Source organism: Paenibacillus sp. T2-29, from assembly GCF_052921365.1.
In genome coordinates, this window is the sequence record NZ_JBREVE010000009.1 from 74742 (window position 1) to 101450 (window position 26709).

At 43.1% G+C, this 26709-nt stretch carries 21 protein-coding genes and 1 pseudogene; 3 read left to right on the top strand and 19 right to left on the bottom strand.

The genetic code is table 11. The features are described 5' to 3' along the window. Positions 1-58: 58 nt before the first annotated feature. The 6 genes from ACU1JV_RS21320 to argC all read right to left on the bottom strand — a co-directional run bounded on the left by ACU1JV_RS21320 (position 59) and on the right by argC (position 7005). Positions 59-1294, bottom strand: coding sequence for an argininosuccinate synthase (locus ACU1JV_RS21320; protein ID WP_013373358.1), 1236 nt, complete (start codon positions 1292-1294; stop codon positions 59-61). A gap of 51 nt (positions 1295-1345) precedes the next feature. Further along, positions 1346-2302, bottom strand: a complete 957-nt coding sequence (gene argF / locus ACU1JV_RS21325; RefSeq protein WP_413987094.1) for an ornithine carbamoyltransferase — start codon at positions 2300-2302, stop codon at positions 1346-1348. 48 nt (positions 2303-2350) lie between these two features. Then, positions 2351-3613 (bottom strand): acetylornithine transaminase, encoded by a 1263-nt coding sequence (locus tag ACU1JV_RS21330; RefSeq protein WP_413987095.1) that lies wholly within the window; start codon positions 3611-3613, stop codon positions 2351-2353. Positions 3614-3665: 52 nt separating this feature from the next. Beyond that, positions 3666-4505: an acetylglutamate kinase gene (gene argB, locus ACU1JV_RS21335; RefSeq protein WP_013373361.1), complete on the bottom strand. Its 840-nt coding sequence runs from the start codon at positions 4503-4505 to the stop codon at positions 3666-3668. A 117-nt stretch (positions 4506-4622) separates the two neighbouring features. Further along, on the bottom strand, positions 4623-5849 hold the full coding sequence (gene argJ / locus ACU1JV_RS21340) for a bifunctional glutamate N-acetyltransferase/amino-acid acetyltransferase ArgJ (RefSeq protein WP_040102744.1): 1227 nt from the start codon (positions 5847-5849) through the stop codon (positions 4623-4625). Between the two features lie 106 nt (positions 5850-5955). After that, positions 5956-7005 carry an N-acetyl-gamma-glutamyl-phosphate reductase gene (gene argC / locus ACU1JV_RS21345; RefSeq protein WP_346834775.1) on the bottom strand — a complete coding sequence of 350 codons (1050 nt, stop codon included), beginning with the start codon at positions 7003-7005 and terminating at the stop codon, positions 5956-5958. Between the two features lie 379 nt (positions 7006-7384). On the opposite strand from argC, the gene ACU1JV_RS21350 reads away from it, so the two are divergent. Further along, on the top strand, positions 7385-8272 hold the full coding sequence (locus ACU1JV_RS21350) for an SMP-30/gluconolactonase/LRE family protein (RefSeq protein WP_413987096.1): 888 nt from the start codon (positions 7385-7387) through the stop codon (positions 8270-8272). Positions 8273-8365: 93 nt separating this feature from the next. On the opposite strand, the gene ACU1JV_RS21355 is transcribed toward ACU1JV_RS21350, so the two are convergent. The 4 genes from ACU1JV_RS21355 to hpf form a co-directional block, all read right to left on the bottom strand. After that, entirely contained in the window at positions 8366-9265 is a 900-nt protein-coding gene (locus ACU1JV_RS21355) for a YitT family protein (RefSeq protein ID WP_413987519.1), read from the bottom strand. 97 nt (positions 9266-9362) lie between these two features. Beyond that, positions 9363-10476, bottom strand: a protein-coding gene (prfB, locus tag ACU1JV_RS21360; protein ID WP_129550094.1) for a peptide chain release factor 2 whose coding sequence is annotated in 2 segments (ribosomal slippage) — positions 9363-10403 and positions 10405-10476 — 1113 coding nt in all. Because the reading frame shifts where the segments join, the coding sequence is not laid out codon by codon here. Between the two features lie 515 nt (positions 10477-10991). Further along, a complete protein-coding gene (secA, locus tag ACU1JV_RS21365; protein ID WP_013373368.1) occupies positions 10992-13442 on the bottom strand; it encodes a preprotein translocase subunit SecA in 2451 nt (816 codons plus the stop codon). A gap of 411 nt (positions 13443-13853) precedes the next feature. Continuing rightward, complete coding sequence (hpf, locus tag ACU1JV_RS21370) at positions 13854-14414, bottom strand: ribosome hibernation-promoting factor, HPF/YfiA family (protein WP_016324800.1); 561 nt, start codon at positions 14412-14414, stop codon at positions 13854-13856. Between the two features lie 413 nt (positions 14415-14827). Here hpf and ACU1JV_RS21375 point away from each other — a divergent pair, with 413 nt between their 5' ends. Together ACU1JV_RS21375 and ACU1JV_RS21380 are read left to right on the top strand one after the other, a co-directional pair. Continuing rightward, complete coding sequence (locus ACU1JV_RS21375) at positions 14828-15262, top strand: hypothetical protein (protein ID WP_238790994.1); 435 nt, start codon at positions 14828-14830, stop codon at positions 15260-15262. Between the two features lie 425 nt (positions 15263-15687). Further along, positions 15688-17179 (top strand): annotated as a pseudogene (locus ACU1JV_RS21380) (adhesin); the annotation flags it as partial. A 158-nt stretch (positions 17180-17337) separates the two neighbouring features. Here the strand turns inward: ACU1JV_RS21380 and ACU1JV_RS21385 are convergent. The 9 genes from ACU1JV_RS21385 to ACU1JV_RS21425 all read right to left on the bottom strand — a co-directional run bounded on the left by ACU1JV_RS21385 (position 17338) and on the right by ACU1JV_RS21425 (position 26671). Further along, a complete protein-coding gene (locus ACU1JV_RS21385; protein WP_013373372.1) occupies positions 17338-17535 on the bottom strand; it encodes a cold shock domain-containing protein in 198 nt (65 codons plus the stop codon). A gap of 345 nt (positions 17536-17880) precedes the next feature. Beyond that, positions 17881-18219: a hypothetical protein gene (locus tag ACU1JV_RS21390; RefSeq protein WP_165079732.1), complete on the bottom strand. Its 339-nt coding sequence runs from the start codon at positions 18217-18219 to the stop codon at positions 17881-17883. 3 nt (positions 18220-18222) lie between these two features. After that, positions 18223-18615, bottom strand: coding sequence for a flagellar export chaperone FliS (gene fliS / locus ACU1JV_RS21395; RefSeq protein WP_040102738.1), 393 nt, complete (start codon positions 18613-18615; stop codon positions 18223-18225). A gap of 20 nt (positions 18616-18635) precedes the next feature. After that, positions 18636-20138 (bottom strand): flagellar filament capping protein FliD, encoded by a 1503-nt coding sequence (gene fliD / locus ACU1JV_RS21400; RefSeq protein WP_413987099.1) that lies wholly within the window; start codon positions 20136-20138, stop codon positions 18636-18638. Positions 20139-20150: 12 nt separating this feature from the next. Next, positions 20151-20540, bottom strand: coding sequence for a flagellar protein FlaG (locus ACU1JV_RS21405; protein ID WP_165079734.1), 390 nt, complete (start codon positions 20538-20540; stop codon positions 20151-20153). A 1044-nt stretch (positions 20541-21584) separates the two neighbouring features. Further along, the gene (locus ACU1JV_RS21410) at positions 21585-22292 is read right to left on the bottom strand and encodes an FkbM family methyltransferase (protein WP_413987100.1); all 708 of its coding nucleotides are present in this window, start codon (positions 22290-22292) and stop codon (positions 21585-21587) included. Between the two features lie 99 nt (positions 22293-22391). Further along, positions 22392-23492 (bottom strand): glycosyltransferase, encoded by a 1101-nt coding sequence (locus ACU1JV_RS21415; protein ID WP_238791005.1) that lies wholly within the window; start codon positions 23490-23492, stop codon positions 22392-22394. Between the two features lie 25 nt (positions 23493-23517). Next, positions 23518-24684 carry a glycosyltransferase family A protein gene (locus ACU1JV_RS21420; RefSeq protein WP_165079737.1) on the bottom strand — a complete coding sequence of 389 codons (1167 nt, stop codon included), beginning with the start codon at positions 24682-24684 and terminating at the stop codon, positions 23518-23520. A 115-nt stretch (positions 24685-24799) separates the two neighbouring features. Then, positions 24800-26671: a glycosyltransferase gene (locus ACU1JV_RS21425; protein WP_165079738.1), complete on the bottom strand. Its 1872-nt coding sequence runs from the start codon at positions 26669-26671 to the stop codon at positions 24800-24802. Positions 26672-26709 lie beyond the last annotated feature (38 nt).

The following is a 26709-nucleotide window of genomic DNA, read 5'->3' on the forward strand; positions in this document are numbered from 1 at the left end:
AATAACAAGCCGCCCTCGTCGTTTGGACAAGAACGGCCCGCATTCCGTACATTTCATCTTATTTATGATTTTGTGTTACGCCCGCGTTGACCTTCAAACGCAAAGCATTCAAGCGGATAAAGCCTGTGGCATCGCCTTGATCGTAGGCTTGTGTCGGATCAGCTTCCATGGTCGCAATGTCTGGGTTGTACAAGCTAACCGGACTTTTAACGCCTGCACCGATAATGTTGCCCTTATACAGCTTCACGCGCACCGTACCACTGACATTTTTCTGGCTCTCATGAACCAGAGCCTGTAAAGCGACACGTTCCGGCGCGAACCAGAATCCATTGTACACCAAGGTAGCATAACGGGTAATCAGGCTATCACGCAGATTCATAACCTCGCGATCCATTGTGATCGATTCCATTTTGCGATGAGCAGTGAACAGGATTGTACCGCCTGGCGTCTCATAGACTCCGCGGCTCTTCATACCCACAAAACGGTTCTCAACCATATCTACACGTCCGATACCATGCTTGCCGCCCAGTTCATTCAGTTTTTCCATCACTTGCAGCGGAGTTAACTGTTCACCGTTCAAAGCAACGCAGTTGCCTGCTTTAAATTCCAGCTCCAAGTATTCTGCTTCATCAGGCGCGTCCTCAGGCGCGTTGCTGAGCAAGAACATTTCTTTATTTTCAGGAGCGCTCGGATCAAACCAAGGGTCCTCCAGCACGCCGCTTTCATAACTGATATGCAGCAGGTTGCGGTCCATGGAGTACGGCTTGGCTGCAGAAGCCGTTACCGGAATACCGTGTTTTTCCGCATAGGCAATCATTTCTGCCCGGCCCGGGAACTGATTGCGGAACTCTTCCAGCCGCCAAGGTGCAATGACTTGGATGTCCGGCGTTAGCGCCGCCGCGTTCAGCTCGAAGCGCACCTGATCGTTACCTTTGCCTGTTGCCCCGTGAGCAATGGCTGTTGCTCCCTCGGCAATCGCAATATCGACCATCCGCTTAGCGATCAATGGACGTGCGATACTCGTACCGAGTAAATATTGCCCTTCATATAAAGCACCTGCCTGAAACATCGGATAAATAAAATCCTTGGCGAATTCATCACGCAGATCATCGATGTACACTTTGGAAGCTCCCGTAGCGAGTGCCTTTTCCTCCAAACCGTCCAGTTCTTCCTTTTGTCCGATATCTGCAGTGAATGCGATAATTTCAGCATCATATGTTTCCTTGAGCCATTTCAGAATGACCGACGTATCCAGACCGCCGGAATATGCGAGTACGATTTTTTCTTTTGCCATTATTGAAGTCCTCCCCGAATGCTTATACCTCTATCTTCTTTACGATCAACCTTATCCCATTAAAGCAACTAGCAACGCTTTTTGTGCATGCAGACGATTTTCCGCTTCATCAAAAATGACCGAATTGGGACCATCGATTACTCCCGCACTCACTTCCTCCCCACGATGTGCAGGTAGACAGTGCAAGAATAAATAATCTGGCTTAGCGAGCTTAACCAGTTCCTCATTCACCTGGAAGTCGGCAAAAGCAAGCTCACGCTCCTTTTGCTCTTCCTCAAAACCCATGCTTGCCCACACATCTGTGTAGATCGCATCAGCATCTTTTACTGCTTCCTGCGGACTTTGAGTGATCACAATTTCACTACCTGTCTGCTTGGCAATCTCCCGGGAATCTGCGATCACACTCGGGTCAGGCTCGTATCCAGCTGGACTTGCAATGGAGACATGCACTCCGAGCTTGGCTCCACCAATCAAGAGGGAATGCGCCATATTGTTGCCGTCTCCGATATAAGCCAGTTTGAGCCCTTTTAGCTTACCCTTTTGCTCATACAAGGTTTGATAATCAGCCAGCACCTGACACGGATGCGCCAAATCGCTCAAGCCATTGATTACCGGAACGGATGCATAACGGGCCAACTCTACGACATTATCGTGCCCAAAGGTACGAATCATAATGCCATCCAGATAACGTGACATGACTTGGGCCATGTCGCTAATCGGTTCACCGCGTCCCAGTTGAATATCATTTTTGCTGAGGAAAAGGGCATGCCCACCCAATTGATACATACCGACTTCAAAGGATACCCGTGTGCGTGTGGAGGACTTTTCGAAAATCAGTCCAAGTGTTTTCCCCTTCAGCGGCTGATAAACTTCTCCGTTTTTGTGTTTACGCTTAATTTCAATGGCGAGATCAATTAAATACTGGATTTCCTCTGGCGAGTAGTCGTCCAGTTCTAGAAAGTCCCGTCCTTTCAAATTCACCTGTTGCAATGCGCCGCCCTGACTCATGCGTTCCTCTCCTTTTACACTCTAATCTCGGATGCTTCTGGCTCTACACTAAGCTACGTGCTCCCGAATCAATTCAGCAATCCATGTTACAGCCTGATCTATTTCGTCTTGCGTTACATACAGGTTAGGCAACAGGCGAATCACGTTCGGTCCTGCTGTAATGAACAGAATGCCCTTCTTCTGTCCTGCCAAAACAAGCTCTGCTACCGGCTCCGCACACTCAATCCCGACCATCAGACCTTTTCCGCGGATATCCTGGACAAAAGGAATATCTTTAAGCTGTTTTTGCAGACTATGAAAGAGATAATCTCCCATTTCGGCAGCGCGTTCTGGCAGCTTGTCATCAATAATCGTTTCAATGGTTGCTTGAACTGCTGCCATGGCAAGCGGTGTACCCCCGAAGGTAGAACCATGACTGCCCGCTGTGAACGCTTCACGCAAATATTCTTTGCCTAGCATTGCACCGACCGAAAAGCCACTGCCCAATCCTTTCGCCAATGTAAAAATATCCGGTTCTATTCCATAATGCTCAAAGGCAAACAGCTTACCTGTCCGTCCCATACCTGTTTGCACCTCGTCAATGATCAGCAGCAATCCATGCTCGTGGCACAGCTTGGTAATCACGTCTACGAAAGCAGGGTCTACCGGATACATGCCACCTTCGGCCTGCACCATTTCCAGCATAATTGCCGCTGTATTCTCATTGATAGCTGCTTCGAGCGCAGCCTGATCATGAAGCGGAACGCTTTTGAATCCGGCGGGAAGCGGTAAAAAACCTTCTTTCACTTTGTCCTGACCCGTAGCAGTCAAGGTTGCCAGCGTCCGTCCGTGAAAGGATTGCGTGAACGTAATGATTTCATAGCGACCGGTCTGCTTCACCTTCTGGTGGTAACGACGCGCCAGCTTAATGGCAGCTTCGTTCGCTTCAGCTCCGCTGTTGCAGAAGAACACGGCATCTGCGCTGCTATTGGCTGTCAGCAAGGCCGCGGCCCGTTCCTGCCCGGGAATATGAAACAGATTGGATACATGCCACAGTTCATCGATCTGTTTTTTCAAACGCTCCGCTACAGCTTGAGGCGCATGGCCTAGATTGGTAACGGCAATACCTGACATAAAATCCAGATAACGTTTGCCCTGATCATCCCACAGCCAGCTTCCTTGTCCTTTCACCAGTGTAAGCGGGTATCTTGCGTAGTTTGGAAAAAGAGAGCTATCTGCCTGCACTTTTGCCGCCCCCTTTTCCGCTTGCGCTCCCCTTCCATTCGTACTTGGCATTTCCTCGCTCACCAGCGTATTCGGTTTCTTACTCATATCGTTCACGCCCCTTTATCGTTTGGTTATATAGGTTGAGCATATATCGCAATTACTGCATACGCACAATGCGTGTTCCAATCGATTCTCCACCCAGCACACGGCTGAGTACCTGCGGTTCGCTGCCGTCCACAATGACGACTTCCTTCACTTTACCGTGAATGCAGGCAATAGCCGCTCTCACTTTCGGAATCATACCACCGTAGATTTCACCTGTACTGATCATATCTTCAATTTCCTGTATGGTAATTGACTCCAGCACCTTCTTTTCTACACCATTCTTTTTCAGTATACCGGGTACATCCGTCACAACAATCATTCGACTGACGCCGAGATGAGAAGCCACCGCGCCCGCCGCTGTATCGGCATTAATATTGTAACGCTGACCGGATCGATCAATGCCAATAGGCGCAATAACTGGCATATAGTCCATATCCAGCACACCGGTAATAATCGAAGCTTGAACATGTGTTACCTCTCCAACCCAGCCGACCTCTGCGGCATTCGTCACAGGCTTCGCTTCAATTAAATAGCCATCACTGCCTGACAAACCCAGCGCTCGCCCTCCGTGCATCCCTATTCTGCGAACAATCTGCTTGTTAATGCTGCCTGCCAGCACCATTTCCACGACATCCAGCACGGGTTCAGTCGTTTTACGCAATCCATGAATGAACTCCGTTTCGATTCCCAGCTTCGCCAAATTGTCAGAGATCGCAGGCCCACCGCCATGTACAATGACTGGTTGAAGGCCTTCCGACTGCAGACGGGCCAAGTCGTCAAAAAAGGAATCAGGCAACGCAGCCAGCGTACTTCCTCCGCATTTCATCACAAAATTACGACGTGCCACTCCCGCATGTTTCGCTTGATCCGCGTGTCCCACTGCCGATTGCATATCATCTCTCCTTTTCTCCTCTGCACAATTTTGTGCGATTTTCAAATGATGCCGAAGCTATATTCGCTCGCTTCTTCTATTAACTATTAAATATCCATCCGTAATTAAATCGGGTATCTATGTCCGATAAGCCGCATTAATCCGCACATAATCATAGGTTAGGTCACAGCCCCATGCTGTAGCGGTCCCGTTCCCATGATGCAAATCAACGATAATTTGCACCGTATCTCCACGTAAATAGGAAAGCGCCTCGGCTTCATCAAAAGCTACTGGACTTGATTGGCTTAGCACGATAATATCCCCCAGGCGAATGTCTACCGTATCCGGATTCACCGGTTCTCCGGCACGTCCGACGGCTGCAATAATCCGTCCCCAGTTGGCGTCTGCGCCAAAAACGGCTGACTTCACCAGACTGGACCCGATCACAGTCTTGGCTATCGCCTGGGCAGATGCATCGCTTATCGCTCCGCTTACAGACACCTCTACCAGCTTCGTAGCACCTTCTCCATCACGGGCAATCGCCTTCGCCAGCTCACGGCAGATATAAGTGAATGCCTCGGCAAAAGCCTCCCAATCGGGATGCTCTACGTTCAACTCGCTGTTGCCTGCAAGTCCGCTTGCCATAGCGATTAGCATATCATTCGTACTGGTATCCCCATCGACCGTAATCATATTAAAGCTGGTATCCGTGGCCTGCTTTAATAGTTGATGAAGGGCCGTCTGTCCAATGGCTGCATCACAAGTTATGAAAGCGAGCATGGTTGCCATATTCGGATGAATCATACCCGATCCCTTTGCCGCCCCGGCGATGTGCACAGTCACACCATCCACTTCAACTGACACGCACGCTTCCTTTTTAACCAAATCCGTTGTCAGAATGGCTTGGCTAAATTGCTCCGCCCCATCGCTTGCCTCGCTCATCCGCTCAGGTAGTGACGATATACCGCCAAGCACACGATCCATTTTCAGATGCTCGCCAATTACACCAGTCGAGGCAACGGCTACATCGCTCTCCGCCACACCCAGCTGATGAGCAGCGGCCGAACGCATAGCGTAAGCATCCTGCTCCCCTTGCTGTCCCGTACAGGCATTGGCGTTCCCGCTGTTCACTACTATCGCCTGCAATCGACCGTCTGTCAGGCTCTCGCGAGTCACCTTCAGCGGTGCAGCCTGAAACACATTGGTGGTATACACCGCAGCAGCTGTCGCCTCTACCTCACAGCGAATCGCGCCAATATCGTTGCGATTCGTATTTTTTAATCCACAGTGCAATCCCCCGGCTGTAAAGCCACGCGGAGTTACAATGTTGCCCTCATGTACTACTGTAAAGCCTACTTTGCCCATAATTATGTGCCCTCGTTCGCAACATATAGGAGGCATGACAGCTGGACGCTTGCGTTCTCCAACCAGCTCGCTGTCGTCCCCGTAGCCTGTTGCGTTTACGTGCTACTTACGGATATACCGGTATGAAGCCCAGTCCGAGGTTCTCCTCCCATCCCATCATCAAATTTAAATTCTGAATCGCCTGCCCAGCGGCACCCTTCACAACATTATCAATGACAGAAATAATCGTAAGACGCCCAGTACGGGCATCTGCTGCAAAACCGATGTCGCAGTAGTTTGAACCAAATACTTCTTTTGTTGCCGGCCATATACCTTCGCCACGTACGCGGACAAAAGGATGGCCTTTATAATAATCCCGGTATAACCCGATAAGATCCTGATCCGTATGATCACCTTTCAACGTGACATAAATTGTACTCATGATTCCTCGCGTCATAGGCACAAGCTGTGTCGTAAACGTAATCGTAACATCCTCGCCCGCAACATCACCCAATACCTGTTCGATCTCAGGGATATGTTGGTGCTTATTCACCTTATAAGCCTTAAAGTTCTCATTCATCTCCGCATAATGCGAAACAAGACTTGTTCCCCGACCGGAGCCTGATACCCCTGATTTGGCATCCACAATCAGTGACCGATGGTCAATCCAATCCGCCTCCAAGGCAGGAATAATTCCTAATAGTGTTGCCGTTGGATAGCAGCCTGGATTCGAAATGAAAGAAACTCCAGCAAGCTTTTCTGCATACACCTCGCTGAGTCCGTATACTGCTTGCTTGAGATACTCAGGTGAAGCCGCAGGCTTTTTATACCAAGCTTCATACACTTCCCCGCTTCGGAGCCTAAAGTCCCCGGAAAGGTCAATCACCTTCAGTCCGGCATCCAGAAGCTGTGGCACTAACTGGGTACTAACGCCTGATGGCGTAGCTGTGAAAACCAGATCAGCCTTGGCAGCAATTTCATGGATATCGACACCGTCCAAATCCTGCATCACAATATCCGTCAGATGTGGAAACCCATCACTAATCGGGACACCCGCGCTGGACGAAGAAATAACAGATACAATCTCCACCTGCGGATGATGAACCAAAAATCGAATCAGCTCCACCCCACCATATCCAGTGGAACCGACAATTGCTACTTTTAGCTTGCTGCTCACAGACCTTCCCCCATTCCGTCCCTATGAAATATGTATTATTATACGACTCTATTCATATAAATACAACACCTCATGTCATGTTATTCTTCCAAATTTAAAATATGCATTCTTGCCCATTCTTTTGACCGACAAGCTGTACAGGCTATTAACTGAGGAAACCAAAAAAGACAGACCCCCTTGTGAATCCAGTCTGCTATTTTGCATAAAAAAAACATCGTTCCTTTTATATATTATCTTGTATATTGGTATTCATCTGGATTATCCATTTGCTGCACTTATGTATTCGTTGAACATTGAATAGGGTAAAAAGAGTGAGTATGTACAAAAATAAACCTATACGTTAGGAGTGTTACACATCGAAACCTATACAGCGAATTTAGTGATAGATGCTAAAGCCAAGTTAGGCGAGGGTCCCAGTTGGGATCATCAGTCGCAACGTTTATTTTGGGTCGATATTGAAGGCTTTCAATTACACATCTACGATCCATCTACTGGCACAGATCGTACCATAGATGTAGGCGAACATATTAGTGCAGTCGTCCCTTATCTTAAAAATAAAGTAATCGTGGCCATGATCAGCGGTCTATACTGTTTGGATATTGAGACAGGAGCCAAAGTATTGATCCACGATCCTGAGGAAGGTAGGCCAGGAAATCGATTTAATGATGGTAAATGCGATCCTGCAGGACGTTTTTTGGCAGGAACCATGAGTTTAAATGGCAAACGCGGGCAAGGCGCATTGTATAGTCTAGGCACAAAAGGAAATGTGTCCTTACTGGTTGATAAAGCTTCCACATCTAATGGCTTAGCCTGGAGCTCAGATCACCGTACCCTGTATTATATTGATACTCCGACCTTAGAAGTGGTCTCCTTCGATTACGATGTGACACAAGGTACTATTAGGAATAAGCAATTGGTAGCTAGATTGGATGAAAGTGAAGGATATCCCGATGGCATGACCATCGATGCAGAGGGCATGTTGTGGATCGCGCGTTGGGGCGGTAAACGTGTATCTCGTATCCATCCTGTTCAGGGAGAAGTGATTGCTGAGGTGTTACTTCCAGTCAATCGTGTGACTTCGTGCGCTTTTGGTGGTGAACATCTGGATGAGTTGTATATCACAACTGCTCAAGATGACGATAATACCAGCCAACCACTAGCAGGTGGTTTATTTATGGTCAAAACCGGGGTAAAAGGAGTACCAACCTCATATTTTAATCAAGGACAACCGGCAAATTGGCTTGATCTATTACTAAAAAGGAATTGATAAAGCGGTTCTGAAAAGAGAAGAGCCCACTACATCAGTGAGCTCTTCTACATTGATTCAGTTAAGAGCAAGCGTTCAGAAGGTCACATTAAGCTAGCCTTCCCTTTTGAACCCTTCACCCAATACTTCACGTGTGTTACTAATAATCACAAAAGCTTCCGGGTCTACCAAGCGGACGAGCGTTTTGAGGCGGGTTACCTCGTTTTGCCCGACTACAACCATAAGTACAGGACGTTCTTCGTTCGTGTAACCCCCCCGTCCTGCAAGCTCTGTCAAACCCCGATCCAAATCCTGCAAAATGGTTTGCGTAATTTTTTCCTTTTGATTGGATATGATATAAGCTACTTTGGAGTAGCCCAGCCCCATTTCTACAGCATCAATGACTTTGCCGGTAACAAACAAGCCAATCAATGCATACAGAGCCCGCTCCGGCGATAGGGTGAAACCAGCTAGCGTGATTACCGTGCCATCCATGAGCATGACACAAAGAGAAAGACTAAAACCGGTATACTTTTGAATAATCTGCGCCAAAATAGCCAGTCCACCCGTTGAGCCTCTGCCCCGAAACACAGTGCCCAAACCCAATCCTACTCCGATTCCACCATACAGCGAAGCCAGCAACGGATTTGTTGTCGGTACTGCCCAATCCTTCGTCACATAAACGAATAGTGGCAGCATGATGCTTCCCAGCAGGGAACGCAAGCCATACTTTTTTCCTAACAGCAGTACTCCTGCTATAAATAACGGAATATTCATTCCCCACTGCGTATAGGCCGGTTCCAGGCCAAACAGGTCCTCACCCAAGATAGACAAGCCAGATACACCCCCGGATGCAATCCGGTTGGGCAGCAAGAACATGTTAAAGGTCAGCGCTGTAATAAAGGAGCCGAGTATGATCAGCAGGACATCGGTCACGTTACGCGCTGGTCCACTGGCGGCAATCAGAGGCTTACGCCTTCTTCGGCGGGCAGCGGGAGGATTCAATTGAGACATCATTCATGTTCTCCTTTAATAAAAAATACCGTCACACAAAAATTCCTACAGGCCGCAGGCACATGGACTGCGGTTCTGTAGGAAAACGTACAGGCAATTATTCTGCGTCCAGCTTAATTTGGCTGCGCAGGTAACCATCGATGAACGGATCGAGATCGCCATCCATAACAGCCCCTACATTGCCAGTTTCCACACTGGTACGATGATCCTTAACCATGCTGTATGGATGGAACACGTAGGAGCGAATTTGGCTACCCCATGCAATGTCGGACTGTTCACCACGGATTTCGTCCAATTGCTGCTGTTGTTCTTCAATCTTGCGCTCGTAGAGCTTGGAACGGAGCATCGTCATCGCACGTTCACGGTTTTTGATCTGGGAACGTTCATTTTGACAAGTCACGACAATACCAGTAGGCAAATGCGTAATCCGAACAGCCGAGTCGGTCGTATTAATATGCTGACCACCTGCACCGCTGGCCCGGTACGTATCAATTTTAAGATCTTCCGTGCGGATTTCAATATCCACATCATCCGCAATTTCCGGTACCACATCACAAGACACGAACGATGTATGACGACGACCAGAGGAATCAAATGGAGAAATGCGAACAAGTCGATGTACGCCTTTCTCCGCCTTGAGATAACCGTAGGCATTGTAGCCTTTGATCAACAGGGTTACGCTCTTAATTCCCGCTTCATCACCTGCCAGATAATCCAGGGTCTCCACCTTGAAACCTCGTTTTTCTCCCCAGCGCGTATACATACGCAACAGCATTTGACCCCAGTCCTGGGACTCGGTACCGCCTGCCCCCGGGTGCAGCTCCAGAATAGCATTAAGCTTGTCATAGGGCTGATTTAAAAGCAATTGCAGCTCAAATTCCTCCAGCTTGCTCAGCAGGGACTTGATACTGTTTTCAACTTCTCCAACCAGCGCTTCATCGCCTTCCTCTTCAGCCAGTTCAACCATCATACCTGCGTCTTCATATTCCTGACGCAACTGTTCATAGCTGTCCACAGAAGACTTCACAGCATTCATTTCAGCAATTACGCCTTGGGCCTTTTCGTTATCATCCCAAAAATCAGGCGCTGCCATCTTTTCCTCAAAGTTCGCGATCATTTCCTGTTTGAGATCTAAGTCAAAGAGACCCCCTAAGGTTTGTTAGTTTCTTGCCTATTTCTCGTAAATCATGCTTTACACTTGGATCAATCATGATGTCATTCTCCTTTTAATATAGGGTTAGGGGGAGTAAAAGCGTTGTGAGTTACGGCTGGGTGAAGAGACGCTGCGCGAATGATTTGATCTTACGATCGCTGTTGCAGCGAGATGCCCTGATTGAAATAACACATTCAAAGGTGGGCATCTCACTGCAAAGGCGAACGCTGACGCTTCTCCAGATTCAAATCCTCCGCTTCGCTACCGACCGCCGTAAAGTCAAACCACTTTTAAATAACAGGCTCTGGTATGTGAGCCAGATTAACTGCGGAATTGACTGACAAATAAGCAGAGACTTGCCTATTTGTCATAATTTTTTAAAAGAATCGAGAGCAATCTAGCCATTCATCAATGTTCAGACTGATCCTCCAACAGAAAAGTTATAAGTTGAAGACATCAGCGTCGTCCCCTGATGGCACAAAATGGCCGACGGTCAGTGGTTGAACTGCCGCCTGCCATTATATGCATTGCAGGGGATAGTGTATATCAAGATCTATCCCTTAATTTCAATCCTTATTTTCTACGCGGACGCGAAGGAGCGGATTTCTTTTTAGGAGCCGCAGGTTCGCCACTCGTAGAGATTTTATCTTCATCAACGACAGCCTGACGCTCTTGGTTGGATTCGATTTGTGCTTTCATGATGTATGTCGCAACTTCCTCTTGGATGCTGGCGATCATAGCATGGAACATTTCGAAACCTTCAAATTGGTATTCACGCAATGGATCAGTACCACCATAAGCACGCAAGTGAATACCTTGACGCAATTGATCCATAGCATCAATATGATCCATCCATTTGCTGTCAACTGCACGCAGTACGATAACCTTCTCGAACTCACGTACCATTTCTTCGCCGATCATCTCTTCACGGCTGTGGTATCTGTTGGTAACTTTCTCGAAGATCATATCGACCATCTCTTCTTTTTCCTTACCCCACAGATCGTCGCGCGAAAGTGTGTTTTCCTCAAGCAGATTGTTGTTCACATACTCTGCTACTTCATCCAGTTCCCAGTTTTCAGGGATATCATCACCACAGTGAGCTTCCACTACACGCTCAATGACAGGCTTGATCATGTCGAACACAATTTCCTTGATGTTCTCTGATTCCAGCACCTCACGGCGTTGTTTGTAAATAATAGCACGTTGCTGATTCATCACGTCATCATATTGGAGAACGACTTTACGCTGATCAAAGTTATTCCCTTCGACACGTTTTTGAGCTGATTCGATAGCACGTGAAATCATACGGCTCTCGATAGGTTGATCTTCCTCAAAGCCCAAGCGCTCCATCATATTCAGTACGTTGTCTGCACCAAAACGCTTCATTAACTCATCGCCCAGCGATAAGTAAAATTGCGTGGAGCCTGGATCGCCCTGACGTCCTGCACGTCCGCGAAGCTGATTATCAATACGACGGGATTCATGCCGTTCTGTACCGATGATGTGCAAACCACCGAGTTCTGCAACGCCTTCGCCCAGTACGATGTCAGTACCACGTCCAGCCATGTTAGTAGCGATGGTAACCGCGCCAGCTTCACCTGCACGAGAAATAATCTCAGCTTCTTCGGCATGATACTTGGCGTTAAGCACTTTATGACGAACGCCTTTGCGTTTCAACATTTCAGAAAGAAGCTCGGAGTTTTCAATAGAAACCGTACCTACCAATATCGGTTGGTTCTTTTTGTTACGCTCCAGGATTTCGTCTACCACAGCATGGAATTTACCTTTCACGCTCTTGTATACTACGTCAGGCATATCTACACGCTGGTTAGGCTTATTCGTCGGAATTTGGAGCACTTCCAGACCGTAGATTTTTTTGAATTCTTCTTCTTCTGTTTTCGCTGTACCCGTCATCCCCGCCAATTTGCGGTACATACGGAAATAGTTTTGGAATGTAATTGTCGCCAGTGTCATGCTTTCGTTTTGGACAATGATGTTTTCCTTCGCTTCAATAGCTTGGTGCAAGCCATCACTGTAACGACGTCCAGCCATCAGACGACCTGTAAACTCATCGACAATCAGAACCTCACCATCAGCCACGACATAGTCCACATCCAAACGCATAATAGCGTTAGCTTTCAAGGCTTGTACGATGTGGTGATTGATTGTAACACTTTCCTGATCGTACAGGTTTTCAAGACCAAAGAAATTTTCAGCCTTGGATACGCCGTTTTCGGTCAAAGCAACTGACTTCACCTTAATATCCAGCGTGTAATCTTCTTCAACGTTCAGGCTCTTTACAAAACGATCAGCGGCAAAATACAGCTCGGTCGATTTTTGAGCTTGTCCTGAAATGATCAATGGTGTACGAGCTTCATCGACGAGAATGGAATCCACTTCATCAATGATACAGAAGTACAACGGACGCTGTACCATCTGTTCTTTGTAAAGCACCATATTATCGCGCAGATAATCGAAGCCGAACTCATTGTTTGTACCATACGTAATATCACAAGCATAAGCTTCCTGTTTGGCAGCATGATCCATATTGGCCAGGTTCAGACCTACGGTCATTCCCAAGAAATTGTAAATTTGACCCATTTCTCCGCTGTCACGTTGTGCCAAATAGTCATTGACTGTAACCACGTGCACACCTTTACCCAACAGAGCGTTCAAATAAACCGGCAGTGTTCCCACCAGTGTTTTACCTTCACCGGTTTTCATTTCGGCGATTTTTCCTTCGTGCAACGCAATACCGCCGAGCATCTGTACGTCATAGTGACGTTTGCCCAGCACCCGCTTGGACGCTTCACGAACCGTTGCAAAAGCTTCCGGCAGCACTTCTTCAGCCGTAGCACCTTGTTCAATCCGCTCTCTAAACTCCGCCGTCTTGGCTTTCAGTTCCTCATCCGAGAGCTTCTCAAAATCAGGCTCTATTTTATTGATCAGTTCAACCGTCTTCATTAAACGTTTGACGTCACGTTCATTTGTATCCCCAAAAATTTTTTTGACAATTCCTAGCATGGTTTACCCCTTTCGCGCAAAACAATTAATAGAATCAATTTCACAATAAGAAAGGGTCCATGATGAAATTGATTCCCGATATGTTTGACAGGCCCGGCTATACCAGCCCATCGTGCGATGTTCTTTGCATAAATTGTAACAGTTTGTAGGACATGCCGCAACACAAGCAGCCTGCAGATTTGCATCCGGTTAAAGATACCAAAACAATTGACGCACGAAATACACAATTGGTTACATCGATCTAAGTTTAAATTTCCATTCATGTTTACAATAAACATATAAAAGAGCCCTATCCCGCCAGGTTCGCAAGGATAAGGCTCGTGTTATTATCATTTTCCTGATATCCATGAAGCATGCTTCAATCAAAAAGTTCTATTCATTTTAAAATGCAATAAGTTCTTGCTTTACAGGCTATTCCCGTTCGATCAGACCGTATTTACCATCATTGCGTTTGTAAACTACGTTAACTTCTTCGTTATCAATGTTAGCAAATACGAAGAAATTATGTCCAATCATGTTCATTTGCAGAATAGCTTCTTCCACATCCATAGGTTTCAATAAGAAACGCTTGGTGCGGACGACTTCCAGCTCATCCAATTCTGCATCCTCATCTTCAGCAACAGCCACACCACCAGCCGGATCTTCCACAAAAAGGGTTTTTAAACTACCTTCCTGCCGGAATTTTCGGTTTAGTTTGGTCTTGTGCTTGCGAATTTGCCGTTCTAGCTTGTCTACCACGGCATCAATGGATGCATACATGTCATCGCTTTCGTCTTCGGCACGGAGTACAAGCCCCGGCAAAGGAATGGTTACTTCTACAGTGTGCAAATCTCTGGTTGTGCTTAACGTTACACTTCCATCAGACGTCGGGGGTGCATCGAAATACTTTTCAAGTCTGCTGAATTTCTTTTCAACGTAGTCCTTCAAAGCGTCGGTAACCTCGATCTGTTGACCTCGTACTGTTAAGTTCATAGGGCACGCCTCCTTTGCCTCTTCAGTATAACACATATGTTAACGCCAAGTAAAAAAGGAGATCAACATTTCGAAGATTTTTTACAATTTTCCTCATGATTCGACAAAACACTTCCCATAACGCCATTTTATGAAAAGGGTCATGTTTAAATTCAGCTCGCATACATATGTGAATAATGAAGAGATATTTAAAAAGTTACTCTGCTGGTGTCATGACAAATCCACTATTTCGAGTTCATGCTATGTATTTTATCGACTGGGGAGGGGGTTATTTGTCAGACTGAATCCGGTATAGAACCTATGCTAAAAGCAAGACCTGACTATCATGCAGGCAATTTATACGAAAGGATCATTACACCCAGCCCAGCTGGCTCTTCCCCTGCAAAAATCCTAAGACAGCTAATTGGGGAGAGATGGAAAGTAGGAAGTTAATCCATGGCTTTTATTCAGCGTTATGCAACGAATCAGACCGGGGCTATTACCTTATAGGCAATACACTCGGGCTGGCACGTTCTGCTTCGGTGGGGGGGCCGGGTACAGCGACCAGCATTGGTGCTTTCATCACGACCAATACAGCCTCTCGCTTCGGCACATATCCATTCGGCACGACTTCTGCTTTTGCCAGTAACTCATCGACGCATTTCTTGTGCTCCCCCCGGGCAGTACCGTGCTATATGCTGAGCTTATTTGGGGAGGAAGCTATGCCAACGGCAGTACCAATGTATTGTCCAGCGCCAGCAATCCGATCACATTTCAGACGCCTGCTTTATCTACTACAGTCAGTCCCGAATCTGCAACATCGATCAACGTCACCAGTCTCAGTACCTATGTGTGAACCGCAAATGTAACAAATTTGGTCATTCAAGGCGGCGCAGGGGCATATACGGTCGGAAATGTGACGGGCACCATCACGGTTCCCGATTCTACCAACACCAATCACGCTGGATGGACGCTGGCAGTGGTGTACAATAACCCGTCTCTCCCCTTCCGTAACCTATCGCTGCGTGTAGGTGGTGAAGGAGTCAGCAGCGCTACTGGCTCGGTCAACGTGGTAATAAGCGGGTTTGCCACGCCTGTACAGGGGACTTTGCGCGGCAGGGCGTTAATTAGCGCCCAAGAGGGTGACGTAGATATCACCGGGGATCGTGCGTTGTTTGGACCTACCACATCCAACTTAACTGCGCTGTCTGGGCCCAACAATTTTTCGACTAATTTTTTTGCGTCCCAAATTAACGGGGATGACGGCACATTGGTCACGACGGGGACCTTCGGTACCACTAATACAGTTAATGTCTCTGTGTCTGCACCTAATATTCAGGTGACTAAAACATCCAATCTGGCAGCTGCTGTAGTTGGAGATACGATCAGATATACACTAAGCATTACGAATAACGGTGTGGATTCCGTCACAGATACCGTTGTGACCGATACAATCCCAGCAGGTACTTCCTTCGTTCCGGGTAGTGTCCTTATCGACGGTGTACCTTTCCCTAACACCTCGCCAACTGCTGGAATTGCCATTGGAAATGTCGCACCTGGAAATACATTTATCGTGAGTTTCCAAACTTCTGTCCAAAGCTTGCCGCAAACATCTCCACAGACCATAAGGAGGCCCAAGCAGGGGAAAACCTGACCTACACGGTACTCCATAATAACTTTGGCAACATTGCTTCAGAAGTTATTTTTCAAAATTTTGTCCCTGCCGGAACCCTGTACATTCCTGACAGCCTCCAGTTGAACGCTCAAACGTTTGCAGAAGCCAACCCTGCTGCGGAGTTAGTCTTGGATCTGTGGAACCTGGTCAGTCATTGACCCTGGCTTATCAGGTAACTGTATCCGAGACACCTCCATCTGGCTACATCGTAAATCAGGCTGCCTTTACCTACTCATTTACATTGCCTAGAGGAAGAATCGTACCGGGCACATTGACTACAAATACCGTGACGATCCCAGTGGTATTCCCACTGCTCGAATTTGTGAAACAGGTAAACACCTATGACGCCTCTGTAGGAGACACTCTTACCTTCACCCTTCAGATTACAAATAAAGGAGGAGTCTCGGCGTAGTTTCCGTTGTTTACGGACCTGTTGCCGCATGGACTTGTTTATGTACCCAACAGCCTGACTATCCAAGAGAAAGCACAGCCAGGCGCAAATCCCGGCACTGGTATTACGCTCCCGGATATTGCACCAGGGGAGACGCTTACGCTTACGCTCCAGGCACAAATTCGTGAAGCACCTGCAGATGGAACATTCAGCAACCAGGCTACCATCGAATATACCTCACGTCGTAGTGGTGGAGAGACCTTGAAGGAAACCATCCAAACTAATACCGTAGATTTGACTGTCATCGCAGCTATTCCTAAACTTACACTTAGCTCCAGCGCTTTGCGTGTCGCGCAAGAAGATACCCTGTCCTTTACACTCCAGGTGGAAAACATCGGAAATATTCCATTGGAAGAACTATTGCTCACAGCACCATTCTCAGCCGAAGATTTCCTTGTACTGAGAACTGTCACCGTGAACTCAGTACCGCTTCCACATCCTAATTTGCTCCAAGGTATCCCATTAGGCCAGCTTGATCCTGACCACAAAGCCGTCATCGTCTTCTCATTCGATATCGAATCTGCACTCCGCGCGTATCTGATCGCCCAGGTCATCCTGCGCTATCAATTCCGCTATCCAGACGGAAGTGTAGAGAATCAATCTGCCTCCTCCAATACCATTTTTGTGGAGATGGCTGACTTTGATGGTTCTCTAGAGTAAATGTTCTGTTGCGTTGAGCTCCTTACCATCGGGTAAGGGGCTTTTTTATGTAATTGGAAAACATAAAAAAGCCCTGGAATAAATTCCAGGGCAGTGCTAGCGCGTTATCCATTGCTAACCATCTTACCAATTATGTAGGTCGGCTATGCCGGGGATGATTATAATTTGGTTACGTTAGCGGCTTGTGGTCCACGTGCGCCTTCGACGATGTCGAACTCCACGTCTTGTCCTTCTTCAAGTGTTTTGAAGCCTTCTGTTTGAATTGCGGAAAAATGTACAAATACGTCGCCGCCGTCAGCCGTTTCGATGAAACCATAACCTTTTTCTGCGTTAAACCATTTTACTTTACCTTGCATGCACTAACATTCCCTTCGTCATCAAATGAAGTGAAGCTCTCGCCCACATTTTTGACTATACCACCCAAAGTTATCCATTGTCAATTGGAATTGATAATGTTTTCATGTATAGTTATTCCATATATATTACAATGGGTAAATAGTCAACAACTTTGTTCCTTGATCTTTAGAACTTGAGCTAGAGCAGACTTACAAAACATGTTTAAACTATATTTTAGAGTCTGAAACGATAAATTGATAGATTTTTTTGCCTTTGAAGGTACTTTTCTTTATTTAGAAACTATTTAATTGTTAAAAAAGCTCTCGTCCACACAATAAAGCGTGTTAGACGAGAGCTTCTTGAATTTATTTTCTACGATCCATCAAAAAGCTATCAGGCGTATAGTTAGATTCATAAGCATTGCGTTGAGATTTGGCTATATTTCTTTGGACAAGCCAATTTTGGGCTTCCTGTTTTAGCGATTGCATACGCTGATCAATTAACGCATCATAGCCTAGAATAGACTCTAACTTCATTTTTTGTTCTTCTGTCATTGATGAATTCCCCAAGGCATTTACCAGTTGATCTACCTTCATTTGACGAACTTCGACAAAAATTTCAACTTCCTCGTAATTTGTCTCATTCAGTCGAAGTATGAATTGTTGGGTTAGTTGCTCCAATTGGATTAAAGCTTCATTTATCATAGCTTACTGTTCCGTTGACAATGACATACCTGCGGTTAGCTTGTTCACTGTAACCCAAGTTTCCCGCAATTCTTGCAGATAGCCCAGCACTTCTTCACCTGATTCAATCTTTTTCTTGATATTCGTTTGAATTAATAAATAATTCATATACTCGTATAAAGCATACAAATTTTTGGAAATATCATAGGAGTAGTTTAACGTAGACATTAACTCACTAATAATGCTTTGTGCTTTGCCCAGGTTTATGTTTGTTTTAGCAATGTCATTCGATGATATTCCATCAAGACCAGCCTTTACAAAGCGAATGGCACCATCATATAACATTATAATGAGCTGCCCTGGAGTAGATGTCTGCACCGAAGACTGTTTATATTTTTCATAAGGAGATGAGATCAAACGAATCACCCTTTTCTAAACTATTGTAAAAAGCTTGTCAAACTGGACGACTGCGACTGGTACTTGCTCATAGCCTTTTCCATAGCCGAAAACTGCTTATAATAGCGTGTTTCTGCATCAGCAAGTTTTTTGGTCATCTCTTTAATATCGCTGTTATAGTTTTTAAGCTGCTTTCCCATTATACTGTCAGCCTTTAAGGTCATACTAGCATTTGTATCGAATTTTGATGTACCTGCTTTTTTTACAAACATGTCTAACGTAGTATCAAGCTTACTTCTCAACTCGCTAAAGATGGGCTTGCTGTTTACATCAGCGGACGACCCTTTGAATATATTCATAACCTTATCAGGCTCTGTTGTCAAAGCTGCCTTCAGTTTCTCTTCATTAATTTGTAATTTACCATTCTCGTAATATTGGCCTGTTGTAATACCAATTGAACTCAAATCGCCTAATTTACTAGAAATAGTCATTCGCATAGAAGACACAGCAGAACTTAAAATCGTGTCATTTTTGAGGAGACCACTTTTCGCCTTTTCTTCCCACTGCTTAATTTCATCTTCCTTCATGTCTTTCCTTTGATCGGCTGTCAGTGGAGGGAAATCGCGATACTTTTGTTCACTTAGTTTCGTATTGAATGTACTTAATAGGTCATTATAAGTATCCACAAAAGATTTAATGCTCTCCATAGCTTTTGTTGGATCTGACTGGGTTGTGATTTTAGCTGGTCCAGTAGTTCCCGTGGTCTCTAACAGAGTCAGCGACACTCCATTAACGACAAGGGAGTTGTTATCAGGATTATAAGTTTTGGAACTCGAATCTGCAGTATTCGTTACTATAACTTCCCCTTTTTCAGCCGCCTTTACATCTGTAGAACTAATTTGGAATAAATCCATGAGCGTACTGCTTTTAACCTGCTTATCAGCACCAGTTAATTTAATATTATTCTTATCCCCATAAGCTTTGGCTGTAATAGAGAACTTGCCGCTGATTTCATCAAAGTTTGCTGTCACGTTTGCCCCTTCTGAATTGATACGGGCCATCACTGCAGTTATTGTATCAGTTTTAAGAAAAGTGATTGTTTTGTCATTGATATTTAACTCATAAGTATCAGACGCGCTGCCACCTGCAATTTGCTCCAATGTTGTATTTTTAGTAGTATCTGCTGTACTGCTGCCCGCTGTACGTAGACCTGTAGAGGTCTGCATATTGGACTTTGTTGCTAACTTGTTAACGACTACAGACATAGGTGTAGAGCTAGCATCAGCATTAGCCTCCGCTTTAATAGCCGTTGTATTACCAGTTAACGTAGCCTTCTGAGTGTTCATTTTGTCAGACTTAGTCATTAAATCGCGCAACTTATCGCTAAACTGAACGATCTTAGTATTTAATTCACGGTAACTATCACGCGTCCACTCTAATGTCTGCTTCTGCTGATTCAGCTTGTTTAACGGGGTTTTCTTGGCAGTCATTAAAGATGTAACCATGCTATCTATATCCATTCCTGAAAAACCATTTATACGCATCTAATTGCCTCCTTATACTTTTTCATCTATGAGAATTCCTGCAATCTCCATCATCTTTGCTACTAAATCAAGCGTCTTTTCAGGAGGAATCTCCCGAATCAATTCTCCTGTGTCTTTATTGAGAACTTTGACCAAGATCTGATGTGTTTTTTCATGCACACTCATTTCCAACGTGGTTGTGGGTCCCTGAAGAGCTTTAACAGCTCTATCTATTGCCTTAATAAGTTGCTCATCCCCCATGGAGAATGAAACTCCCTGTCTTTCAAGTTTGCTTAATTCTGAACCACTTCTTACGGCTTGGATTAGTTGGTTATCCTGATGAGCTACAGCCTCGCTATGTTGACTTATCCCGCTTGTATTACCACTCACCACATTTGTCGAAAGAGAGAATTGCAGATTCATCTCACAACCTCCGATGGGATTATTTATTATATTTATCGGCTACTATTTCTTGCTTATGAAGAGCATAAAAGAAATATATAAAACATACTATTAACCAACAATAAGGATGCACATTTATACAGACTCATAGACGCATTACATGGATTTTACTTTTGTTAGGTTGTGCCTCTTTAATTAGTTCATCGCAAAGGGGGTAGGCTTCAATTTTGTCTGATCATCCAAAGCCAATTGATTCTGAACATAAATGGCTATAAACAGAAGGCTGTCAGGAATCAAAATTGGTGTGTGGCTAAGCCAAGATAAGGTTCTTTCTGACTACTGGACAAGGGTTTTATTACATTTTTTATGATACATTGATGCCATCTAGGTTAGAGATTGCCCTTACACAAAAAGGTAAATAAGATATTTGTCTTACCAAATAATCTTTCCAGCCAAACAGGAACATAACACATGTATCTCGTTTTAAACGGTCTTATAGTGACCGCACGAGGCGCGATCCATAAAGATGAACGATCTTTCTCGTATATAGGAGCAGAATTTTAGATATCGTGCAGTTATAGAAGCCATCCAGCTTTTGTGTTAGAAGGGAATATACAGATCGACGGGATGAATCAAACCTATGCCCACAAGCATAGGTTTGATAATGGTGACATTAATAATAACAAATAGAAGCTCTTTCGTTCGAACTCAAGGAAACTCTACGAGTTGATTCGTATTTCACTTTTTTCCATTCCCTTTTCCTCATACAGAGAAGCAATTCAGTGTCGCACGATGGCGTTAACTTTATTCAGCAGCTCGACAGCTTTCGTACGGAAACATTTCGTTGTAGCAGTCATTTTCACCTCACGATGTACTCATCATCATTCAATAATGCATTGACATTCCGATGTTGGTTAAGTAGTCACCGACTGTAGCATGACTGGGTAATATGACAATCAGAGAGATAATGATTTCTCCTTTGTTTGAAAATATGTGAATATATCTTTAACATATGGAGATCGCTTTATACCTATACAGTTGATTGGAGGTAATTTTACAATTAACTTATTTAAGCACCATTACTACATTTTCCACGAAATCTAAAGTAAATAACTCTTTTAAATCTGATAAAACAAGGTCACCATCTACTGATAAAGTATAAAATTCCCAGCCATAAATCATACGAAGTTTATTCAAAAATTCGTAAAAGTCATACCACTCTTCGCCTATTCTTAGTTTATTTAGCTCAAATACAATACTTCCTATCATTTTGTTCTTTAAATTATTTTCCAAGCCTAAAAACGCTTGATACTCTGCTCCTTCTATATCAATTTTCAGTATATTAACAAATCCAATGTCTTCAATCCGCATACTCAATGGTTCTGTTTCCACCATTACTTTTTCTATTTCATCATTTTTGAATATATTGAAGTATTCTTCATTTTGTTCAATTAAAGACCCATTACCATTAAAGCGTTTAGACATATAAAATGGAATTTCTCCATATGAAGAGTAGACTCCTTTATTGAGACACTTTACATGTGTATGTAAATTATTTACAGAAATATTATCCAATAAAAGTTTATGGACTTTAGGATTAACTTCATAGGATAAGACTCTTCCTGATGTTCCGACTAAATACCCAGCTAGAACACTGAAATAACCGATGTTTGCGCCAGCATCAATAAAAGTATTACCTTGATGCAAATTTTTTATTAAAAAATTAGTCAACGGTACATCGAATACACCATTAATCAACAAATTAGGAGTCAAGCTAAAATCATCTCCATAAGTATAAAGCATGCCCTTCCAAATTTGTAGAAATCAATAGTTTATTGTCGCCAATGTATGCACCATGCATCTTAACCACCCCTAAAATTTTATCCAATTTCTGTCAAGCATATTAAATGAATTCCTAGATGATATAGCTTTCAAGTTATCAATTGGTTCAATATAATCTGGCTTTATATTTAGAGCAGACAAAAAGTGATGGTAAGCTAATTCTATTTCCCCCAAATAAACTAGCGCTTCGCCGATATAATTCTCTACCAGATGGTTTTTCTTATCAACTGCATATAAATACTCTAAGGCTTCATCTGGTTTTCCATTAATTAATTTCGCAATGGCATATATTAAATGTTTAGACTTTAAATTCTCGCTTCGGTTAATTGCACTTAAAATATGCTTTTCTCCATCAATATACATTCCTCTATTAAATAATAAAAGCGCTAGGATGGCCGAAGCTGTTGCTTCATTCTCATTATCATCATTTCTATTCCATTCTACTTCAGGAACCAGTTCTTTGATGTCATGATTTTGAATGAATTTTTGGACATGCAAATACAAAACATCATAATTCCCTTGATTAGTAGTATTAGTTAGATGCTTTCTGTAAATGTAAAGAGGCTCCGGAATATGGATAGAAGATTCGCAAATTTTTAATAATTCATAAATAAAATTTGTATCTTCTCCTATCTGTAAACTTAAATCATATTTCAAATCGCCAACTAGCTGTCTCCTGAACATTACACTCCCACCATTTATAGGAGTCCCAATCTTTAAAAAAAACCTGTTTAGGTTACTTTTATCAATATTCCTGGCATGCCAATATCCAATAGGGTAATTATTTTGATCAATTAACATCATATCAGAATGAACAATACCCACACCTTTCTTAAATTGCTCCTTTAAGGAACTAAAACGGTTGGGCATAGATATATCATCTGAATCCTGAAAAGCAATGTAGTCCCCTCTCGCCATCTCAAGCGCTTTATTCCTTGCATTTGCTGCACCTAGATTTTTTTGTTTAAAGTATCTAATTCTAGGGTCATTAAAATTCAAAATTATATTTTCACTAGCATCAGTTGATCCATCATTAATAACAATCAGTTCAAAATCCTGCTCAGATTGATTCAAGACACTTTGAATTGATTCTTTTAAATACGGTGCAGAATTATATACAGGCATTATCACGCTAATCAATTAGTTTTTCATCTCCTTAAACAATTTCTAAACTATCAATTAACCATTTATTATTTTGTAAAAGCAATGTAGTTTCTCCCCTAAATTTATCATGAAAAGGTTCTCCATTACTTATGCCATCATTTATAAGATCAAATTTTACATTGAGTATTCCAATTTCACTACTTTGATTACTATCAATCCTAAAATTTGATACAGTTGCTTTGACAATTACTTTTTTCTTAATATTCTCATTCAATTCATCTTCCATTTTCTTAGATAGCAAATCTCCGTATTCTTTTGTGAAACTTTTTTTCCAATCAGGATGATAGCCTTTCTTATAATGAAAAGAGCCTAGCAATTCTATCCCATTTTTAACTGTGAAAAAAACACCTTCATTAAAAGCTCTTGTTTTAAATTTTTCGACCTTCTGTAAATCCTCTTCTCGGTATATATGAAACGCAGGGAAATGTGTATCTACGAAAAGTGAGATTCCTAATGCAGATGCTCTAATGCAAAAATGTCGATCTTCACCCCAAAAAGAAACATTTTTGATTTCTTTAAAATTCACACCCTTTTCAATAGCTGACTTACTTATAAGTGTACAGGCTCCTAATCCCCCAACTTCGTAAACGCCAGGTACTCTCAGCTTTCTAATAAATTCAGATTCTCTTTTCGCTATCTCTTCTTGGGAAAGTTGCTCACTACGGTTTTTGTACGACATATTATATTGATCAGTCAACCAAACCTGCGGGAGTTCCGGAGAATCAGGATGCCACTTTGTCCAAAAAATTTCTGATACTATTTCTTTTTCTGTATTTTTTAATTGTTCAATTGTGCGAGGATGAAGCACAATATCAGAATCTACAAAAAATAAGTAATCATAATTATATTCTAGTGCTATTTGAATAATAATATCCTTGAGTTGCGCCACCTTCCATATTAATTGCTCGTCCCAAGAATGTGTGATTTCATTACGAAAATAATAATCCGTGCTACTGTTTTTATGGATCATTACATTAGCTGTAGATTCAGAAAATTCCAAAAGGATTTTACTGGATAAAGGATTGTCGTTATCGTCAATAAAGAGATAACTAAGCTCGATTGTTTCCTGTTCAAGTTCCCTAAGTGATTCAAGAAATTCTTTTAGTATAGATGGATTTTGCCGGATAGGACTTCCAACAAGCACTTTTTTCTTTTTCATTTATTTTTCCTCATTCCTACTTATTTTTGGAATTCTCAAAAATTCACCATAAATCCGAAATATTTAAACCTTTCCAATGAAGGTCCTTCATGATCGCTTTTTCCAATATTCTAATCTAGTAACTACGAGAAAGGGGAAATCTCAATTTAATGCTCTCTTTGATTTTATAAACATCCATTTTATCACCAGTCTTTTCCGATAATGCATATGCCCTTTCATATGAGCTATAATCAGGACAGAGATCTAGCAATTTAGCATAAAAAAGCTGAGCATCTTGCAAATATTCAGAACTGAGACAGACATCACCTAATAATTCAACAACCCTTACATTCCTTGGATATTGTTCAAAAAGTTTAACTAATAGATCGATAGCTATCTCGCTGAAGCCATAGGACACAAGATGCTCACAAGCTTTAACTTTTGCATCAACGCCACCTTGCCACAAATAATCGAGTATCTTTTCAAATATATCAAACTCCTGTAATCGAATTAGGTGTATTATTGCCCTCTCTAATATATTCTCTAGATGGGGTGTTAACTTAACATCTCCTGAAGGTTCATTCACTATGATTTTATATAGATTTTTTTGTTCCTTTTGACTTAGATTAAGTAGTGTTTTGGCCCTTCCAAATAGAGTTTCATTTTTGAGGATAATAGATAATAATAAGATGTCCTCTCCGTTTTGCTTATCAACATCCATGATTTCCAACCATAAGGCTTGCGCTGCATCGTAATCCCTGGCGTATTGCCGTGCAACAGCCATTACATTATCTTGAATAGTCACGTTATACTCTGTCAGATATCTTTGCAATAGAGGATGTCTCAGCTGATACATCACTTCTAACATTTTTTCTAGCTGTCCACTATTTGATATCGGATACAACTGGTTTGTACTTAGGAATACTTCTTCTAATGGAACATTTGCTTTCTCTAAAATTCTAAAATATTTCCCCATAACCGGTACAAAATCATTTTTCAGTTTGAATGCTTCTAAAATATGTTCATAGCTCTTCACCAAATCGTTGCGTGATTCATACCATTCAGCGAGTCTGAAATGTGCAATATAGCTGCCATTTCCTTCTGTGAATGTGATACCTTGATCGCCAATTTCAAGGCATTTAGTCATCGTCACTATCGCATCTCTGTAGTACCCGATTTCCATAAAATAAAGTCCTTGTAGGTGAAGTAAGTCTACTTCATTCGGATAAACAATCGTTGCTTCTTGTAGAATTTGTAGAGCTTCATCGTATCTCTTCATTTCCCCTAAGCTACGACATAAAGTTATAACTAAATCCGGAGCAATTGTTAAGTTTTTACTCATCGGATAAGCCCTCTGTAGGAAGGGGATTGCTTTTTCATATTTACCAACCCACATGTAAGTTCTACCCATATTAAATAGGTTGTACACCGTCGGATTTTCTTCAACTTCCTTCAGCATTAGGGGGAGATTTCTTTTGGCTTTTTCCCTTCCCTCCATCATCTCATCTGTATAGCCAGTGTGCATAATAATAAGCCCAGCTTGTCCGCTTTTAAAATCTATTCCTTCGTCCATAATATTCAAATGTTCGTGAAGACGGTTCTGATAATATAGTTCTTTATTATTCGAAAAAATTCGGATAGCTAAATGATTTAAGGCACGATCAAATGACATAATATTGTGTATTTTTGTGAAATAGTAGTCTGCACCTGAAGCGATTTCTTTTTGTAAATCAGCAGATTCTTCTAAGTACTCGTCTGCGTCTAGCACTAAAATATATTCTGTAGTGGCATATTTAATGGACTCATTTCTGGCAGCTGCAAAATTATTAGTCCAATCCATATGGTATACTTCATTAGTATATTCTTTAGCGATATTAACAGTTTCATCTGTTGAACCTGTATCTACAATTACTATCTGGTTTACTTTATCCTTTACGCTATCGAGGCATCTTCTAAGGTACTCTTGCTCATTTTTCACAATCATACATAAAGCGATGGTTTTCATCATGTATTCCTTTCATTTCGCATTTACGAATCAGTTTAGTA

Coding starts and splice junctions, on each gene's coding strand:
- ACU1JV_RS21320 (WP_013373358.1), bottom strand. CDS start 1,294: ATGGCAAAAGAAAAAATCGTACTCGCATATTCCGGCGGTCTGGATACG.
- argF (WP_413987094.1), bottom strand. CDS start 2,302: ATGAGTCAGGGCGGCGCATTGCAACAGGTGAATTTGAAAGGACGGGAC.
- ACU1JV_RS21330 (WP_413987095.1), bottom strand. CDS start 3,613: ATGAGTAAGAAACCGAATACGCTGGTGAGCGAGGAAATGCCAAGTACG.
- argB (WP_013373361.1), bottom strand. CDS start 4,505: ATGCAATCGGCAGTGGGACACGCGGATCAAGCGAAACATGCGGGAGTG.
- argJ (WP_040102744.1), bottom strand. CDS start 5,849: ATGGGCAAAGTAGGCTTTACAGTAGTACATGAGGGCAACATTGTAACT.
- ACU1JV_RS21355 (WP_413987519.1), bottom strand. CDS start 9,265: ATGTCTCAATTGAATCCTCCCGCTGCCCGCCGAAGAAGGCGTAAGCCT.
- secA (WP_013373368.1), bottom strand. CDS start 13,442: ATGCTAGGAATTGTCAAAAAAATTTTTGGGGATACAAATGAACGTGAC.
- hpf (WP_016324800.1), bottom strand. CDS start 14,414: ATGAACTTAACAGTACGAGGTCAACAGATCGAGGTTACCGACGCTTTG.
- ACU1JV_RS21375 (WP_238790994.1), top strand. CDS start 14,828: ATGGAAAGTAGGAAGTTAATCCATGGCTTTTATTCAGCGTTATGCAAC.
- ACU1JV_RS21385 (WP_013373372.1), bottom strand. CDS start 17,535: ATGCAAGGTAAAGTAAAATGGTTTAACGCAGAAAAAGGTTATGGTTTC.
- ACU1JV_RS21390 (WP_165079732.1), bottom strand. CDS start 18,219: ATGATAAATGAAGCTTTAATCCAATTGGAGCAACTAACCCAACAATTC.
- fliD (WP_413987099.1), bottom strand. CDS start 20,138: ATGCGTATAAATGGTTTTTCAGGAATGGATATAGATAGCATGGTTACA.
- ACU1JV_RS21405 (WP_165079734.1), bottom strand. CDS start 20,540: ATGAATCTGCAATTCTCTCTTTCGACAAATGTGGTGAGTGGTAATACA.
- ACU1JV_RS21420 (WP_165079737.1), bottom strand. CDS start 24,684: ATGAAAAAGAAAAAAGTGCTTGTTGGAAGTCCTATCCGGCAAAATCCA.
- ACU1JV_RS21425 (WP_165079738.1), bottom strand. CDS start 26,671: ATGATGAAAACCATCGCTTTATGTATGATTGTGAAAAATGAGCAAGAG.